Here is a 16,839-nt window from a genome sequence, read left to right as displayed (position 1 = left end):
AAGCCGCGAAGCCTGAACGGGAGGAAGCGCGAGTAGAAGGCGTCGGCCCGGACGGGCCCGGACGGGCGGGAGGACGGCTCACCGTCCCGCCGCCCGCCCGCGCGACCGGGCCTCGATCAGACGTTGACCCCGAAGTCCTGCGCGATACCGCGCAGACCCGAGGCATACCCCTGACCGATGGCACGGAACTTCCACTCCGCGCCATGGCGGTACAGCTCACCGAAGACCATGGCGGTCTCGGTCGACGCGTCCTCGCTCAGGTCATAGCGGGCCAGCTCATTGCCATCGGCCTGGTTGACCACGCGGATGAACGCGTTGCGCACCTGACCGAAGGACTGCTGACGGCTCTCGGCCTCATAGATCGAGACCGGGAACACGATCTTGTCGACATCGCCGGGCACGGTGGCCAGGCTGACCTTGATCTGCTCGTCGTCTCCCTCGCCCTCACCGGTGAGGTTGTCACCGGTGTGCTCCACAGAGCCGTCGGGGCTCTTGAGGTTGTTGAAGAAGATGAAGTTGCCGTCGGTGGTGACCTTGCCCTCGGCGTTGGCCAGCAGGGCGCTGGCGTCCAGGTCGAAGTCCGTACCGGTGGTGGTACGGACATCCCAGCCGAGGCCCACGATGACAGCGGTCAGACCGGGCGCGGCCTTGGTCAGCGAGACGTTGCCGCCCTTGCTGAGGCTGACTCCCACGAGTCCCTCCAGAGTGTTTCAGGGGCAGCGCCCCCGTCGTACGTACTTGTACCGGATCAACGAATGGATCCTAGTGACCGGTTCCCGGACGGGACAGGCTTTGGCGAGGAGGACGCGCGGACATCACGCGGACTTCACGCGGAGCCCCCGCCGGCGGCGCGCGGAGCGGGCCCCGGCCGGTGCGGGGGCGAACCCCCGGCCGGTGCGGGAGCGGGCCCCCGACCGGTGCGCGGCCCGGATCCGGCCCGCGGTCAGAGCGTCTCCAGCGCCTTCACGTACTCCGTGAGGTCACGGGCGTCGGGCAGGGCGTTGACCACGCTCCAGCGCACCACACCCGCCTTGTCGATGATGAAGGTGCCGCGCACCGCGCACCCCTTCTCCTCGTCGAAGACGCCGTACGCCCGCGAGGCCTCACCGTGCGGCCAGAAGTCCGACAGCAGCGGGTACTCGAGACCCTCCTGCTCGGCGAAGACCCGCAGGGTGTGGATGGAGTCATTGGAGACGGCGAGCAGCTGGGTGTCGTCGTTGACGAACCTCGGCAGCTCGTCACGGAGCGCGCACAGCTCGCCGGTGCAGACGCCGGTGAAGGCGAAGGGGTAGAAGAGGAGCACCACATTCTTCTCGCCCTGGTAATCGGCGAGGCGGACGGTCCGGCCGTGGTTGTCCTTCAGCGCAAAATCCGGCGCCTTGGTGCCGACCTCGATCGCCATGGGTGCTTCCCTTCCCGAGCCTTTCACTGACGCCCCCAACCCTAGGGGGTGCCACCCGGGAGGCGCGAAGGCCCCCAGGGGGTGCCGTCCGGGACGCGCGAAGGCCCCCTCGGGCGGTACCGGAGGGGGCCGGGGCACAGGGCCCAGAGGGCCTCATGGCCCAGGCGTACGGTCCGGAGCGGATGGCTCCGGAGCCGGCCAGGTCTTATCGCCCGGGGCTCATCGGATCCCGGGGCTCACTCTCCGTGACGGCTTTAGCGCTTGGGGGCCACCAGCCTGCTGCCCGACCAGTCCTTGGCCGCGCTGATGCTGCGGGTCTGCGAGAGACCCGCGGTCTGTGCGGCGTCGTTGATGTCGCTCGGCTCGATGTACCCGTCCCGGCCCGTCTTCGGGGTCAGCAGCCAGATGGTGCCGCCGTCCTCCAGTAGACCGATGGCGTCCACCAAGGCGTCCGTCAGGTCGCCGTCCTCGTCCCGGAACCAGAGGAGGACGACGTCGGCGACGTCGTCGTACTCCTCGTCCACGAGATCCTGGCCGATCACGGACTCGATTCCATCACGGAGATCCTGGTCGACGTCTTCGTCGTAGCCGATCTCCTGGACCACCTGTCCGGGCTCGAACCCCAGCCTGGTGGCCGGGTTGGTCCGCTCCTCCGCGTGGTCCGCGGTCGCGCTCACGGCTTGCCTCCTGATCATGTTCGGTAGATGTCGCGGCCTCGCGCGTACGCGTGGCGTTGGCCGTAGTCCACACGGGCGGGACGGATCGCGCAAGTACCCGGCCGTCCGGACCGCCGAAACGGTGACGTTTGCGCCCGTCCCGACGCAACTCCAGACACGTTCGGCCACGATCCGCGCAAGCTGTCACACGATTCAGCCGCGTTTGCCACTTTACGTCGATCGGTGACGCCTTTTGGAACCGAACACCCCGGCGCGACCCGTTCCCGCCTTCGGACGTAAGGTGGCGGGTCACCCCTTTCGCCTCCGCGCCGGGCCCCTTCCGTCCCCGCGCCACGCCGATTCCGCCCCCGCGCCGGGGCGGAACGGACCGGGTGCCTCCAGGGTCGCACCCCCCGAAATCGGGATCTTGGGTTACCCCTCGGTAAAGATGACGTTTAGCGCCCCGGGGTACACGATGGGAGGCGGCACGGCACCGCCTGACACCTCTGCCGGAACTCCGACGGACCCCTCCGGCAGACTTCTTCGAGCAGCGAAGGAATAGCGTGGCTTCCGGAACAGATGGCAACCCGATCATCATTGGCGGCCTCCCCAGCCAGGTCCCGGACTTCGACCCGGAGGAGACCCGGGAATGGCTGGCCTCACTCGACGCGGCGGTGGACGAACGGGGCCGGGAGCGCGCCCGCTATCTGATGCTCCGCCTCATCGAGCGGGCCCGCGAGAAGCGCGTCGCCGTCCCCGAGATGCGCAGTACCGATTATGTGAACACCATCGCCACCCGGGACGAGCCCTTCTTCCCCGGCAATGAGGAGATCGAGCGGCGGATCCTCAACGCCACCCGCTGGAACGCGGCGGTGATGGTCTCCCGCGCCCAGCGCCCGGGGATCGGTGTCGGCGGTCACATCGCCACCTTCGCCTCCTCCGCCTCCCTCTACGACGTGGGCTTCAACCACTTCTTCCGGGGCAAGGACGAGGGCGACGGCGGTGACCAGATCTTCTTCCAGGGCCATGCCTCGCCCGGGATCTACGCCCGTGCCTTTCTGCTGGACCGGCTGAGCGAGGCCCAGCTCGACGCCTTCCGCCAGGAGAAGTCCAAGGCCCCCAACGGCCTCTCCAGCTATCCGCACCCCCGGCTGATGCCGGACTTCTGGGAGTTCCCGACCGTCTCCATGGGCCTCGGCCCGCTGGGCGCGATCTACCAGGCCCGGATGAACCGCTATCTCCAGGCCCGGGAGATCGCCGACACCTCGCGCTCCCATGTCTGGGCCTTCCTCGGCGACGGCGAGATGGACGAGCCCGAGTCGCTGGGCCAGCTCACCATCGCCGCCCGCGAGGGGCTGGACAATCTGACCTTCGTGGTCAACTGCAACCTCCAGCGCCTCGACGGCCCGGTCCGCGGCAACGGCAAGGTCATCCAGGAGCTGGAGTCGGTCTTCCGGGGCGCCGGCTGGAATGTGATCAAGCTGGTGTGGGACCGCTCCTGGGACCCGCTGCTCGCCCAGGACCGCGACGGTGTCCTGGTCAACAAGTTGAACACCACCCCGGACGGACAGTTCCAGACGTACGCCACCGAGACCGGCGCGTACATCCGTGACCACTTCTTCGGCGGGGACCACCGGCTGCGCGCCATGGTCGAGAACATGACCGACGAGCAGATCCTCCATCTGGGGCGCGGCGGCCATGACCACCGCAAGGTGTTCTCGGCCTTCCAGGCGGCCAAGGAGCACCGGGGCCAGCCCACCGTGGTGCTGGCGCAGACGGTGAAGGGGTGGACCCTGGGTCCCAACTTCGAGGGCCGCAACGCCACCCACCAGATGAAGAAGCTCACCGTCGACGACCTCAAGGGCTTCCGGGACCGGCTGCACCTGCCGATCACCGACGCCCGGCTGGAGAGCGGCCCGCCGCCGTACTACCACCCCGGCCGGGCCTCGGAGGAGATCCAGTACATGCACGACCGCCGCCGGGCGCTGGGCGGCTATGTGCCCACCCGGGTGGTCCGGGCGAAGCCGCTGACGCTGCCCGAGGAGAAGACCTACGCGGCCGTGCGCAAGGGCTCGGGCCAGCAGTCCATCGCCACCACCATGGCCTTCGTCCGGCTGCTCAAGGATCTGATGCGGGACAAGGAGATCGGCCGGCGCTTCGTCCTGATCGCGCCGGACGAGTACCGCACCTTCGGCATGGACTCGTTCTTCCCGAGCGCGAAGATCTACAACCCGCTGGGCCAGCAGTACGAGTCGGTCGACCGCGATCTGCTGCTCGCGTACAAGGAGTCCCCCACCGGCCAGATGCTGCACGACGGGATCTCCGAGGCCGGGTGCACCGCCTCGCTGATCGCGGCGGGCTCCTCCTACGCCACCCATGGCGAGCCGCTGATCCCGGTCTATGTCTTCTACTCGATGTTCGGCTTCCAGCGCACCGGCGACCAGTTCTGGCAGATGGCCGACCAGCTCGCCCGGGGCTTCGTCCTGGGGGCCACCGCGGGCCGCACCACGCTCACCGGCGAGGGGCTCCAGCACGCCGACGGCCACTCCCAGCTGCTGGCCTCGACCAACCCGGGGTGTGTCGCCTACGACCCGGCGTTCGGCTTCGAGATCGCGCACATCGTCAGGGACGGGCTGCGCCGGATGTACGGGGAACACCGCCCCGGCGAGGACCCGGACGTCTTCTACTACCTGACCGTCTACAACGAGCCCATCCAGCATCCCGCCGAGCCGGCGGACGTGGATGTGGAGGGCATCCTCCAGGGCATCCACCGCTACCGGCAGGGCACGGCGGGCACCGTCCCGGCGCAGATCATGGCCTCCGGTGTGGCGGTGCCCTGGGCCCTGGAGGCGCAGCGGATCCTGGCCGAGGAGTGGGACGTACGCGCCGATGTCTGGTCGGCGACCTCCTGGAACGAGCTGCGGCGCGAGGCGGTGGCAGCGGACGAGCACAATCTGCTCCACCCGGAGGAGGAAGAGCGCGTCCCCTATGTCACCCGCAAGCTGTCGGGGGCCCAGGGCCCGTTCGTGGCGGTGTCGGACTGGATGCGGTCGGTGCCGGACCAGATCTCCCGCTGGGTGCCGGGGCGCTACACCTCGCTGGGAGCGGACGGCTTCGGTTTCGCGGACACCCGGGGTGCGGCGCGGCGGTACTTCCACATCGACGCGCCCTCGATCGTGCTGGCGGTCCTGAGCGAGCTGGCGCGGGACGGAAAGATCGACCGGTCGGCGCCGAAGCAAGCGATCGACCGGTACCGGCTGCTCGATGTGAAGGCGGCGGACCCGGGTCCGGCGGGCGGCGACGCCTGACCGGCGCGGGTACGGGGCGCGGTGCCGGGTACGGGGGCGTGCGCCGGGGCCCCGTACCCGGACGGTCCCGTACCCGGACGTCCCCGTACTCGCACGGTCCCGACACCCCGGGGGTCCCGGCGCCCCGGGGGGTCAGCTCTCCCGGATCATGAGGCCCCGGATCAGATACGGGGAGGCGGGCACCCAGGTCCCCGAGCCCGGATAGGTCTCGAACTCGCCGGTCTCCGCGCACTCCGGCGACTGGTAGGTGGTCACCGGCCGCCCGGTGCGGTTGGCGAGCGACTCGGCGGTGGTGCCCGGGGGCAGCGGGACACAGCTGTCGATGTCCAGGGTGTACAGCTCATGGAGCTGGCGGGCGCCCCGGAACTCCGTCCGCTCCCAGAGGCAGAGCGCACCCGTGGGGCACTCGGCGCGCCGGGGCAGGGCGGTGGCGGGGGCGGGCGCGGCGGCGAGGGCGAGCAGAACGGCGGCGAGGGCGGTCGCGGTGGTGACGGTGGTGCTCATGGTCTCCCCGGGATGTCGAGCGGATCGTATGACCGGACACCCTGTCCCGGCCGACGGGCGCCCGAAGCGGGATCCGTCCCGGGACCACCCCCACGGGTGATCCGGTCCACCCGGGGCTGACCCCTCCCCTTGACCGCTCCGCCGGGGCACGGGGCCACCCGAACAGGAGACGCCCCTTCCCCTGTTCGCACCCTCTGACACGTGATCCACCTCACGGTTCACCCGGGTCATGGGAGCCGTCTCCTAGGGTGTCCCGCAGTGACTTCCATCGGCCCCTCCCCCGCGCCCGCCCCGGCGCTCTCCCCCGCACGGCCCGCCCCGCCCACCGGCTGGCGCACGGTGCTCACCCTCGCCGTGGTGCTGCTGATGCTGGCCACCACCGGCTGGTCCGCCGTACGCCACGGCGGGGCGCCCCGCGATCCGCGCGCGGCCCAGCTGGCGCAGTGGCGCACCGCCCGGGTGCTGGGCCGGCCGCTGCCCGCGCCGGACGGCCCGCACCGGCGGATCGCTGCCTTCCTGGCCCCGCTGACGGGCACCGAGCGCGACCGGCTCGCCCGGCGTTTCCCCCTGGTCGTGGGAAACCTCAACGGCGCCCCCGCGCCGCTGCGCTACCGCGCCAACCGGATCGCCCTGGGGCACGCGCTGCGGCAGGAGCGCGTCCGCGCGGCCACCGCCCGGCTCAGCGCGGACGGGCGCCGGCTGACCCTGCTCCGGATCCACCGGCTGGCCGCGCTGATGCGCCCCGGGCGGCAGATCCTCGCCTTCGACCCGGCGGGCCACGGGCGGGTCGCCGAGGTCCTCGGCGATCTGGAGCGGGCGCGGCGGATCTCGGTCGTCGTGCCCGGGGTCGACACCGGTCTGCTGACCTTCCAGCGCTCCGCCCGCCGGTACACCGCGCCGGTGGGGATGGCGCAGTCGCTGTACGCCGCGAAGCGGACCGCCGCCCCCCGTACCCGTACCGCCGTCATCGCCTGGGCCGACTACACCGCACCCGCCGGGATCGGGGTGGACTCGGTGACCGGGCGGCTCGCCGAGGGCGGGGCGCGGCGGCTGGCGGCGCTGACCCGGGCGCTGCCCCGGCGGGCCGGGGTGGCGCTCTTCTGCCACAGTTACGGTTCGGTGGTCTGCGGCCTCGCGGCGCGCCGGCTGCCCGCGCGGGTGACCGATATCGCGGTGGCGGGCAGCCCGGGGATGCGCGCCTCGCACGTCACCGAGCTGGGGGCGCGGGCCCGGGTGTGGGCCGCGCGGGACGGTGACGACTGGATCGGGGCGGTGCCGCATCTGGAGGTCGGGGGCATCGGCCACGGCGAGGACCCGGTGGCCCCCGAATTCGGTGCCCGGGTGGTATCGGCGGCGGGCGCTATCGGCCACAGCGGTTATTTCGAGCCGGGAACGGAGAGCGTGGTCAATTTCGCGGAGATAGGCGTGGGAGCCTATGAAGGGGTGAGCTGCGCGGGTCACGACGACGGCTGCCGCCGTGACATTTCCGGTGAAGCGGCGGTCTGACGCGCGTAGAACATCATGAACAGCAGGTTGCGCCCAAGGGGCGACGCGCGGCCCGGCGGCGCCTACGATGATGCGTATGGGTGATGTACTGGCGGGAATTCAAGCCACATGGGAGTTCGAGGCCGACTCCGTGCTCATCCGCTTCGAACGGGGACACCGCACGCCGAAGCTGTTCCAGGCGCTCCGCGAACGACGCATCCCCCACGAGGCGTTGGCGTCGGTGGTCCTCTCCCCGGGGAAGCGAGGGGCGGTGATCCTGCGCCTGTCCCCACGACCGGGCGCGGATCCGCTGATGGAGGCGGCGGCAGGCCAGCTCAAGGAGGCGAACGACCCCTATCGACTGGTGGTCCCGGCCGACGGCGAGGCGGCGGCCGAGTACTGGGCCGCGCAGCTGCGCGGCATGCTCGGCTCGGACGCGGACCGTCCGGCCGACCGGTACGCGGTGGCGGCGCCCAGCGCGCCACTGAACTTCAAGGCGTATGACGCCCGCGCCTCCTTCGACGGGAAGAGCGTCGACTTCCGCTGGTCGTGGACGGGCGCCTCGTCCACCAAGTGGAAGGCGGGCGACCAGAGTTTCGCGGTGAGCGAGCTGAGCGGGGTCGAGTGGCGGTCGCCGGACGCCCCCCACGGCTATCTGCGGCTGCTCCCCCGGGCGGAGCCGGAGCGCCCGGCGCAGGTCGACAAGGACCCCGCCGCGGTGGTCTTCGGGCCGCGCAACGGCCCGGTGCACGAGTCGCTGCCGTTCGCGGCGGCGGTACTGGAGTCGGTCCAGCGGTCCGGGCGGGCACCCGTCCCGGCGCTGCGCACCGCCCGCCGGGACCCGGCCGACATCGCCGAGCGGATCCGGCACCTCGGCGAGCTGCACCGGGCGGGCCTGGTCACCGATGACGAGTTCAGCTGCAAGAAGGCGGAGCTGCTGGCGGAGCTGTAGCCCGCCGCCGCCCGCCGGCCCGCGGCCCCGCTTCCGGTACGGGCCCGTACCGGAAGCGGGGGTGCGGGCCGGGGCACGCGAGCCCGGCAGGATCCGGAAGGGACGACCTACTCCCGCGACGCCGAGGTGAAGGTCATGTCCGGATAGCGGTCCCCGGCGACCAGCCCGGCCAGCGGCTCCAGGGCGGCCAGGTCGTCCTCGGTCAGCGGCACCCGGGTGGCCGCGGTGTTCTCGTACAGCCGGGAGGGCTTACGGGTGCCGGGGATCGGGACCACCGCCAGCCCGTGGGTGTCCGCCTGCCGCTGCACCCAGGCCAGCGCGATCTGGGCGAGGGTGGCGTCGTGGGCCCGGGCGATCCGGCGGATGGGCTCCAGGAGTTCCCCGTTGGCCCGTGCGTTCTCGCCGGTGAAGCGGGGCAGATGGGCCCGGTAGTCGGTGGTGGGCAGCTCCGCCGAGGCGTCGGCGAACGAGCCGGTCAGAAAGCCCCGTCCGAGCGGCGAGTAGGGCACCATCGCCACCCCCAGCTCCGCCGCCGCCGGGACCGCGGTCCGTTCCACGTCCCGGCTGAAGAGCGACCACTCGGACTGGAGCGCGGCGATCGGATGCACCGCGTGCGCCTCGCGCAGCTCCGCCCCGGTCACCTCGCTCAGCCCGAGATGGCGCACCAGGCCCGCCTTCACCAGCTCGGCCATGGCACCGACCGAGTCGGCGAGCGGCACCCCGGGGTCCCTGCGGTGCATGTAGTAGAGGTCGATCACCTCGACGCCCAGCCGCCGCAGACTGGCCTCGGCGGCGCTCCGGACGTAGGCGGGGTCGTTGCGCACCCCCCGGTACGCCGGGTCGTCGGTGCGTTCGATCGCGAACTTGGTGGCGAGGGTGATGCTGTCCCGGTGCGCGGCGACGAAGGGGGCCAGGAACTCCTCGTTGGCCCCCCGGCCGTAGATGTCCGCCGTATCGAAAAGGGTGACACCGCTCTCCAGCGCGGCGTCCAGGGTGGCGCGCGCGGCGCCTTCGTCCGTGTCCCCGTAGAACTCGCTCATGCCCATGCAGCCGAGGCCCTGGACCCCCACCAGGGGGCCGTCGGAGCCGAGACGCACCTGTGCGATCTGCTGCTCGTTCATCGGAAGCTCAGTCCTTGGTGGTCGTGGTGGTCGTGGTGGTCGTGGTGGTGACGGTGGCACCGGGAGCGGTGGAGCAGTCGGGAACGGCCGCTGTCCGCGGGCCGGCCGTCTCCACCGCCTCCGTCACTCCCAGGGCCCCGCCATAGAAATCGATCTTGTAGTCCAGTACCGCGAGGGTGTCCCTCAGCTCGGCGACCCGGGCCAGGACATCGGCCCGGGTCCGCACCAGCAGGTCGCGGCGGTCCCGCATGGTGTGCTCGCCCGCGCGGGCCAGCTCGGCGAAGCGGACCATGTCCGCGACCGGCATCCCGGTCAGCCGGAGCTTGCCGACGAAGTCGAGCCAGTCCAGATCACTGTCGGTGAAGCGGCGCTGCCCGGTGTGGGATCTGTCGACATGGGGCATCAGCCCGATCCGCTCGTACCAGCGGAGGGTGTACGCGCTGAGCCCGGTCCGGGCGGCGACCTCACTGATCGTGTACCGGTCCCGCCCCACCGGCCGCACGGGCGCCGGGCTGCTGCTGTCCATCAGCGTCATGCCTCCACGCTAAAACGCTGGAGTGCACTCCAGGCAAGAACGCAGGCCGGAGTACGCCCATGGCACCCATGCCCCCGGGCCCCTCCCGGCACGCGGGATCCCCGCTGGGACCGGCCTCCGGGCAGGCCGTAGGCTCGTACGCATGCGAAGCCTGGCGACGATCGACAACTGGCCGGTACCGATCTCGGCGGCGGCCGTGGTCCGCGCGGACGGCACGGTCGCCGGTACCCACGGTCCGGTGGACCACCGCTTCCCGCTGGCCTCGGTGACCAAGCCGCTGGCCGCGTACGCGGTGCTCATCGCCTACGAGGAGGGCGCGCTCGAACTGGACGACCCGGCGGGCCCCGAGGGCTCCACCGTCCGTCATCTGCTGGCGCACACCTCCGGTCTCGCCTATGACGAGCACCGGGCGACCTATGCCCCGGGCACCCGCAGGACCTACTCCAACGCCGGGTTCGAGGTGTTGGCGGACCATGTCGCCAAGGTCACCGGCATCCCCTTCGACCGCTATCTGCACCAGGCGGTGCTGGAGCCGCTGGGGATGGCCGCCACCGCGCTGGAGGGCTCGGCGGCCCGGGACGGCGTCTCCACCGTCGCCGATCTGGTCCGCTTCGCCGCCGAGGTGCAGCGGCCCCGGCTGCTGGATCCCCGGACGGTCCTGGAGGCGATGACCGTCACCCATCCGGGTCTGGACGGACTGCTGCCCGGGTACGGCAGGCAGCGGCCCAACGACTGGGGTCTCGGCTTCGAGATCCGGGACGGCAAGTCGCCGCACTGGACGGGGGATTCCTCGTCGCCGCGGACCTTCGGGCACTTCGGCCAGTCGGGGACGTTCCTGTGGATCGACCCGGACGCGGGGGCCGCCTGTGTGGCCCTGACCGACCGGGCCTTCGGGCCCTGGGCCGTCGAGGCCTGGCCGCCCTTCACCGACGCGGTCCTCGCCGAACTCCGCACCGGCTGAGGCCGGGAACGGCTCCGGTACGGGCGGCTCAGGATCGGGCGGCTTGGATACGGGCCGGTGCCGGGCCGACGGCCCGGTGTCAGCCCATCGCCCAGACCAGCACCTCGGCCGGGCCCGCCGCCCCCCACAGGGAGACGGTCCCACCGCCGCCGATCCGGGCGGCGTCGCCCGGGCCCAGCTCCGTCCCGTCGGTCCCGTCGGTCCCATCGGTCCCGCCGACCCGTACCGCGCCCCGGACCGTGTGCACATGGACGGCGGGCGCCGGGGGCAGCGCGACCCGCTCACCGGGCGCCGGGCGGAGGATGTGCAGCACCGCACCCGCCCCCGGCAGCTCATAGCGGTCCCCGACCCCCCGGACGACCTCGTACGCGGGATCCCCGCCGGGCTCCAGCGGCGCCAGCCACATCTGGACGAAGACCAGCGGCCGGTCGCCGTCGTTGCGCTCGGTGTGCCGGACCCCGGAGGCGGCACTGAGCCGCTGGAGGTCCCCGGGGCGTACGACGGTGGCATGGCCCGCCGAGTCACGGTGGGTCAGCTCCCCCTCCACGACCCAGGTGACGATCTCGGTATGGCTGTGCGGATGCTCGGCGAACCCGGCGCCGGCGTCGAGCCGTTCCTCGTTGCAGGCGAGGAGCGCGCCGAAGCGGAGGTTGTCCGGGTCGTAGTGCGGCCCGAAGGAGAAGGCGTGGCGGGTGATGATGCCGGCCTCCGGCTCACCGCCCCGGTAGCGGTCCCCCGCACGGCGTACGTCAATCACGCCCCCACCGTAGGCCACGGTAGCCGCGGGTCCCACTCCCCGGCGTCCCGGACGGACGGATCGCCCCCGGCACTTAGCTACGCCGTCCTGATAAGGCACTCTTGTCCCCGTGCCCGAACCTGCAACGAACGACGCCCACCCGCACTCCGCGACCCTGCGCCGACTGGAACAGTCGTCCGGCCGGCTCGCCGCGAACGCCATCGCGCGCATGGACGAGACGCTGCCCTGGTACCGGGCGATGCCCCCGGAGAACCGGTCGTGGATCGGTCTGGTCGCCCAGGCCGGTATCGCCGCGTTCACCGAGTGGTTCCGGCATCCGGACACCCCGCAGGCGATCTCCACCGATGTCTTCGGCACCGCCCCGCGCGAACTGACCCGGGCCATCACCCTGCGCCAGACCGTGGAGATGGTGCGGACCACCATCGAGGTCATGGAGACGGCCATCGAGGAGGTGGCCGCCCCCGGGGACTCGGGGGTGCTGCGCGAGGCGCTGCTCGTCTACGCCCGGGAGATCGCCTTCGCCACCGCCCAGGTGTACGCCCAGGCCGCCGAGGCCCGCGGGGCGTGGGACGCCCGGCTGGAGTCGCTGGTGGTCAACGCGGTGCTGTCGGGCGAGGCGGACGAGGGCGCGGTCTCCCGGGCCGCCGCACTCGGCTGGAGCTCACCGGACCGGGTCTGTGTGGTCCTCGGCACCGCGCCCGAGGGCGACAGCGAGCTGACGGTGGAGGCGATCCGCCGGGCCGCCCGCCATGCCAAGCTCCAGGTCCTCACCGGCGTGCTCGGGGACCGGCTGGTGGTGATCGCGGGCGGCAGCGACAATCCGCTCCAGGTCGCCAAGGCGCTGATCGGCCCCTTTGCCGCAGGTCCGGTGGTGGCCGGGCCCGTGGTGCAGGACCTGCTGGCCGCGACCCGCTCGGCGCAGGCCGCCGCGGCGGGCCTCAAGGCGTGCGCGGCCTGGCAGGACGCCCCCCGGCCGGTTCTCGCGGACGATCTTCTGCCGGAACGGGCCATCGCCGCCGACCCCGCCGCCCGTGAACAGCTGGTGGAGGAGATCTACAGACCGCTGGAAGAGGCGGGCTCCGCGCTGCTGGAGACCCTGAGTGTGTACCTGGAACAGGCGAGCAGTCTGGAAGGAGCGGCACGGATGCTCTTTGTTCATCCCAATACCGTGCGCTACCGGCTACGACGCGTAACCGATGTCACCGGTTGGTCACCCTCCGATGTCCGCTCGGCCTTCACCCTGCGGATCGCCCTCATCCTCGGACGGCTGGCCGACGGCGATCTTCACTCCTGACCTTTTGTGGGACACCAACAAACTCCCTGACGGTTCTTCGTCCCTGTCCCCACGGGCGGGGTGGGGCGGAACCGAGAGAGAGTGTGAGGGTGCTCGTACTCGTAGCTCCCGGCCAGGGCGCCCAGACGCCTGGCTTTCTGACCCCCTGGCTGGACCTCCCCGGCGCGGCCGACCGTGTCGCGCGGTGGTCCGAGGCCATCGACCTCGACCTGGCCCACTACGGCACCGAGGCTGACGCGGACGCGATCCGTGACACCGCGGTGGCGCAGCCGCTGCTGGTCGCGGCCGGTCTGCTGGCCGCGTCCGCGCTGGGCCCGGTCTCCCCGGGCATCGTCGCGGGCCACAGCGTCGGTGAGATCACCGCCGCCGTGTTCGCGGGGGTGCTGGACGAGACCGCCGCACTCCGTCTCGTCCGTACCCGCGGGCTGGCGATGGCCGAGGCGGCCGCCGCCGCCGAGACGGGGATGTCGGCGCTGCTCGGGGGCGACCCCGAGGTGGTGCTGCCGCATCTGGAGCGGTTCGGGCTGACCCCGGCCAATGTCAACGGCGCGGGTCAGATCGTCGCCGCCGGCACCACCGAGCAGCTCGCCGCCTTCGCGGAGGAGCTGCCCGAGGGGGTCCGGAGGGCCGTCCCGCTGAAGGTGGCGGGGGCCTTCCACACGGTCCATATGGCGCCCGCGGTCACCGCTCTGGAGAAGGCGGCGGCCGAGCTGACGCCCGCGGACCCCACGCTGTCGTATGTCTCCAACAAGGACGGGCGGGCCGTGGCCACCGGTGCCGAGGTCGTGGAGCGGCTGGTCGGCCAGGTGGCCAACCCGGTGCGCTGGGACCTCTGCATGGAGACCTTCGCCGCCCGCGGTGCCACCGCGCTGATCGAGGTGGCTCCGGGTGGCACGCTCACCAATCTGGCCAAGCGCGCCCTGCCGGGCGTGAAGACGCACGCTCTGAAGACCCCGGACGATCTGGACGCGGCCCGTACGCTCGCCGCTGAGCATTCAGCGGCCTGAGCGGGCCGACAGAGTCTGACAAGGAGATCCGCAGAGATGGCGAAGATCAAGCCCAGCAAGGGCGCCCCGTACGCACGGATCATGGGTGTGGGCGGCTACCGTCCCACCCGCGTCGTGCCGAACGAGGTGATCCTGGAGAAGATCGACTCCTCCGACGAGTGGATCCGCTCCCGCTCGGGCATCGCCACGCGGCACTGGGCCTCCCCCGAGGAGACGGTGTGCGCGATGTCCGTGGAGGCCGCGGGAAAGGCCATCGCCGACGCCGGGGTCATCCCCGAGCAGATCGGCGGGGTCGTCGTGGCCACGGTCTCGCACTTCAAGCAGACCCCGGCGGTCGCCACCGAGATCGCCGACCGGATCGGCGCCAACCGTCCCGCGGCCTTCGACATCTCGGCGGGCTGTGCCGGCTTCGGCTACGCCCTGACCCTCGCCCGGGGCATGGTCACCGATGGCTCCGCCGAGTACGTCCTGGTCATCGGGGTGGAGCGGCTGAGTGATCTGACCGACCTGGAGGACCGGGCGACCGCCTTCCTCTTCGGCGACGGCGCGGGCGCCGTGGTCGTGGGCCCCTCCCAGGAGCCCATGATCGGCCCGACGGTCTGGGGCTCCGAGGGCGACAAGTCCGACACCATCATGCAGACCGTGCCGTGGACGGACTACCGTGACGGCACCGTGGCGCGGTTCCCCGCCATCACGCAGGAGGGCCAGGCGGTCTTCCGCTGGGCCGTCTTCGAGATGGCGAAGGTCGCCCAGCAGGCGCTGGACGCGGCCGGGATCACCGCGAACGACCTGGATGTCTTCATTCCGCACCAGGCCAATATGCGGATCATCGATTCGATGGTGAAGACCCTCAAACTGCCGGAGCATGTCACGGTCGCGCGTGATGTGGAGACCACCGGCAACACCTCGGCCGCCTCGATTCCGCTCGCGATGGAGCGGCTTCTGGCGACCGGTCAGGCCAAGAGCGGCGACACGGCGCTCGTCATCGGCTTTGGGGCAGGTCTCGTCTACGCGGCTACGGTCGTTACCCTCCCCTAGGCAACCGGAGCATTCCCGGGCCGGTTCCCCGATCGGACCCCGGGCCGGTAACCCCGGACGTGATATCCGGAATTTCCGGACATCACACCCTCTTATATACATCGAAGGAGCGCCACTATGGCCGCCACGCAGGAAGAGATCGTTGCCGGTCTCGCGGAGATCGTGAACGAGATCGCCGGTATCCCGGTCGAGGACGTCCAGCTGGACAAGTCCTTCACCGATGACCTGGACGTGGACTCGCTGTCCATGGTCGAGGTCGTCGTCGCCGCCGAAGAGCGCTTCGACGTGAAGATCCCGGACGACGACGTCAAGAACCTCAAGACGGTCGGTGACGCCGCCGACTACATCGCGAAGCACCAGGGCTGATCCCTGGGGTCCGTCGAACGGACCCCGGCCCAGGACTGAACGCGCTGGTCGCCGCCTGGCGGTGACGCCGTACACATTCAGTGCACCCCCTACACGTGGAGAATGAATTCCTGTGAACTCGACCAATCACACCGTGGTCGTCACCGGTATCGGCGCAACCACACCGTTGGGTGGCGACAGCGCGTCAACCTGGGAGGGTCTGCTCGCCGGACGCTCCGGAGCCCGGCTCCTGGACGACGAGCGCTTCGCCGATCTGCCGGTGCGGATCGCCGCGACCGCGGCTGTCGACCCCAGTGAGGTCCTGCCCCGCCCGCTGGCCCGCAAGCTCGACCGCTCGGCGCAGTTCGCGCTGATCGCCGCGCGGGAGGCCTGGGCGGACGCCGGCTACACCGGTCCCGCCGAGGAGGACGGCCCGCTGGACCCGACCCGGCTCGGTGTGGTCGTCTCCTCCGGCATCGGTGGCGTGACCACCCTGCTCGACCAGTACGACGTACTGAAGGAGAAGGGCGCGCGGCGGGTCTCCCCGCACACCGTGCCCATGCTCATGCCGAACAGCCCCTCGGCCAATGTCGGCCTGGAGGTGAACGCCCGTGCGGGTGTCCACTCCATGGTCTCCGCCTGCGCCTCGGGCGCCGAGGCGATCGGCTACGCCGTGGAGATGATCCGCACCGGCCGTGCCGATGTGGTCGTCACCGGCGGCACCGAGGCGGCGATCCATCCGCTGCCCGTGGCCGCGTTCGCCAGCATGATGGCGATGTCCAAGAACAACGAGTCGCCGGAGACGGCCTCCCGCCCGTACGACACGGGGCGCGACGGCTTCGTCCTCGGCGAGGGGGCGGGTGTCGTCGTCCTGGAGTCGGCCGAGCACGCCGCCCGGCGCGGCGCCCGGGTCTACTGCGAGGTGCTGGGGCAGGGCCTGTCGGCCGACAGCCACCACATCGCGCAGCCCGAGCCCGGCGGGCGGGGCATCGCCGCCGCCCTGCGCAACCTGCTCGACAGCTCGGACCTCAAGCCCGAGCAGATCGTGCACCTCAACGCGCACGCCACCTCCACCCCGCAGGGCGATGTCGCGGAGGTCAAGGCGCTGCGCCAGGTCCTCGGCGACGACCTCGACCATGTCGCGGTCTCGGCGACCAAGTCGATGACCGGTCATCTGCTGGGCGGGGCCGGCGGTGTGGAGACGGTCGCCACCGTGCTGGCGCTGTACCACCGGGTCGCCCCGCCGACCATCAACGTCGACGAGCTGGACCCGGAGGTCGACGCCGACATCGTGCGCGGCGCCCCGCGCGCCCTGCCGGACGGCACGATCGCCGCGATCAACAACTCGTTCGGCTTCGGCGGCCACAACGTGGTGCTGGCGTTCCGTTCGGTCTGACCGCCGCCGGTCCGTTCGGTCCGACCGCCGCCGCCGGGCGCCCGGAGACGGCACGGACGACGACATGAGTGAGGCCCG

16 protein-coding genes are annotated in these 16,839 nt (G+C 71.5%); 9 read left to right on the top strand and 7 right to left on the bottom strand.

Going from position 1 to position 16,839, the window contains the following annotated elements:
- Positions 1-116 precede the first annotated feature (116 nt).
- The 3 genes from ABT354_RS05060 to ABT354_RS05050 form a co-directional block, all read right to left on the bottom strand.
- Positions 117-692, bottom strand: a complete 576-nt coding sequence (locus ABT354_RS05060) for a TerD family protein (protein ID WP_351489123.1) — start codon at positions 690-692, stop codon at positions 117-119.
- Positions 693-943: 251 nt separating this feature from the next.
- On the bottom strand, positions 944-1,402 hold the full coding sequence (locus tag ABT354_RS05055) for a peroxiredoxin (protein WP_351489120.1): 459 nt from the start codon (positions 1,400-1,402) through the stop codon (positions 944-946).
- A 254-nt stretch (positions 1,403-1,656) separates the two neighbouring features.
- Positions 1,657-2,079 carry a DUF3052 domain-containing protein gene (locus ABT354_RS05050; protein ID WP_351489118.1) on the bottom strand — a complete coding sequence of 141 codons (423 nt, stop codon included), beginning with the start codon at positions 2,077-2,079 and terminating at the stop codon, positions 1,657-1,659.
- A gap of 542 nt (positions 2,080-2,621) precedes the next feature.
- On the opposite strand from ABT354_RS05050, the gene aceE reads away from it, so the two are divergent.
- The gene (aceE, locus tag ABT354_RS05045; RefSeq protein WP_351489115.1) at positions 2,622-5,366 is read left to right on the top strand and encodes a pyruvate dehydrogenase (acetyl-transferring), homodimeric type; all 2,745 of its coding nucleotides are present in this window, start codon (positions 2,622-2,624) and stop codon (positions 5,364-5,366) included.
- 132 nt (positions 5,367-5,498) lie between these two features.
- Here the strand turns inward: aceE and ABT354_RS05040 are convergent, their stop codons facing one another.
- A complete protein-coding gene (locus ABT354_RS05040; protein WP_351489112.1) occupies positions 5,499-5,870 on the bottom strand; it encodes a peptidase inhibitor family I36 protein in 372 nt (123 codons plus the stop codon).
- A 366-nt stretch (positions 5,871-6,236) separates the two neighbouring features.
- Here ABT354_RS05040 and ABT354_RS05035 point away from each other — a divergent pair, with 366 nt between their 5' ends.
- Positions 6,237-7,376 (top strand): alpha/beta hydrolase, encoded by a 1,140-nt coding sequence (locus ABT354_RS05035; protein ID WP_351489209.1) that lies wholly within the window; start codon positions 6,237-6,239, stop codon positions 7,374-7,376.
- A gap of 76 nt (positions 7,377-7,452) precedes the next feature.
- On the top strand, positions 7,453-8,307 hold the full coding sequence (locus ABT354_RS05030) for a DUF4429 domain-containing protein (protein WP_351489110.1): 855 nt from the start codon (positions 7,453-7,455) through the stop codon (positions 8,305-8,307).
- Between the two features lie 107 nt (positions 8,308-8,414).
- Here ABT354_RS05030 and ABT354_RS05025 read toward each other — a convergent pair whose 3' ends face one another.
- Complete coding sequence (locus ABT354_RS05025; RefSeq protein WP_351489108.1) at positions 8,415-9,428, bottom strand: aldo/keto reductase; 1,014 nt, start codon at positions 9,426-9,428, stop codon at positions 8,415-8,417.
- 7 nt (positions 9,429-9,435) lie between these two features.
- A complete protein-coding gene (locus ABT354_RS05020) occupies positions 9,436-9,963 on the bottom strand; it encodes a MerR family transcriptional regulator (RefSeq protein WP_351489106.1) in 528 nt (175 codons plus the stop codon).
- A 142-nt stretch (positions 9,964-10,105) separates the two neighbouring features.
- Between ABT354_RS05020 and ABT354_RS05015 the strand changes: the two genes are divergently transcribed.
- Positions 10,106-10,924, top strand: coding sequence for a serine hydrolase domain-containing protein (locus ABT354_RS05015; protein WP_351489103.1), 819 nt, complete (start codon positions 10,106-10,108; stop codon positions 10,922-10,924).
- A gap of 79 nt (positions 10,925-11,003) precedes the next feature.
- Here ABT354_RS05015 and ABT354_RS05010 read toward each other — a convergent pair whose 3' ends face one another.
- A complete protein-coding gene (locus tag ABT354_RS05010; RefSeq protein WP_351489100.1) occupies positions 11,004-11,681 on the bottom strand; it encodes a pirin family protein in 678 nt (225 codons plus the stop codon).
- Between the two features lie 109 nt (positions 11,682-11,790).
- On the opposite strand from ABT354_RS05010, the gene ABT354_RS05005 reads away from it, so the two are divergent.
- The 5 genes from ABT354_RS05005 to fabF all read left to right on the top strand — a co-directional run bounded on the left by ABT354_RS05005 (position 11,791) and on the right by fabF (position 16,761).
- The gene (locus tag ABT354_RS05005; RefSeq protein WP_351489098.1) at positions 11,791-12,975 is read left to right on the top strand and encodes a PucR family transcriptional regulator; all 1,185 of its coding nucleotides are present in this window, start codon (positions 11,791-11,793) and stop codon (positions 12,973-12,975) included.
- A gap of 89 nt (positions 12,976-13,064) precedes the next feature.
- The gene (locus tag ABT354_RS05000; RefSeq protein WP_351489097.1) at positions 13,065-13,982 is read left to right on the top strand and encodes an ACP S-malonyltransferase; all 918 of its coding nucleotides are present in this window, start codon (positions 13,065-13,067) and stop codon (positions 13,980-13,982) included.
- A gap of 36 nt (positions 13,983-14,018) precedes the next feature.
- Entirely contained in the window at positions 14,019-15,020 is a 1,002-nt protein-coding gene (locus ABT354_RS04995) for a ketoacyl-ACP synthase III (RefSeq protein WP_351489095.1), read from the top strand.
- A gap of 117 nt (positions 15,021-15,137) precedes the next feature.
- On the top strand, positions 15,138-15,386 hold the full coding sequence (locus ABT354_RS04990) for an acyl carrier protein (protein WP_351489092.1): 249 nt from the start codon (positions 15,138-15,140) through the stop codon (positions 15,384-15,386).
- Between the two features lie 112 nt (positions 15,387-15,498).
- Positions 15,499-16,761: a beta-ketoacyl-ACP synthase II gene (fabF, locus tag ABT354_RS04985; protein ID WP_351489089.1), complete on the top strand. Its 1,263-nt coding sequence runs from the start codon at positions 15,499-15,501 to the stop codon at positions 16,759-16,761.
- The last annotated feature ends 78 nt before the right edge of the window (positions 16,762-16,839 follow it).

It is taken from the genome of Streptomyces sp. NPDC000594, from assembly GCF_040299965.1.
Lineage (GTDB): Bacteria > Actinomycetota > Actinomycetes > Streptomycetales > Streptomycetaceae > Streptomyces.
This window is presented reverse-complemented; position numbering and strand designations above follow the sequence as displayed.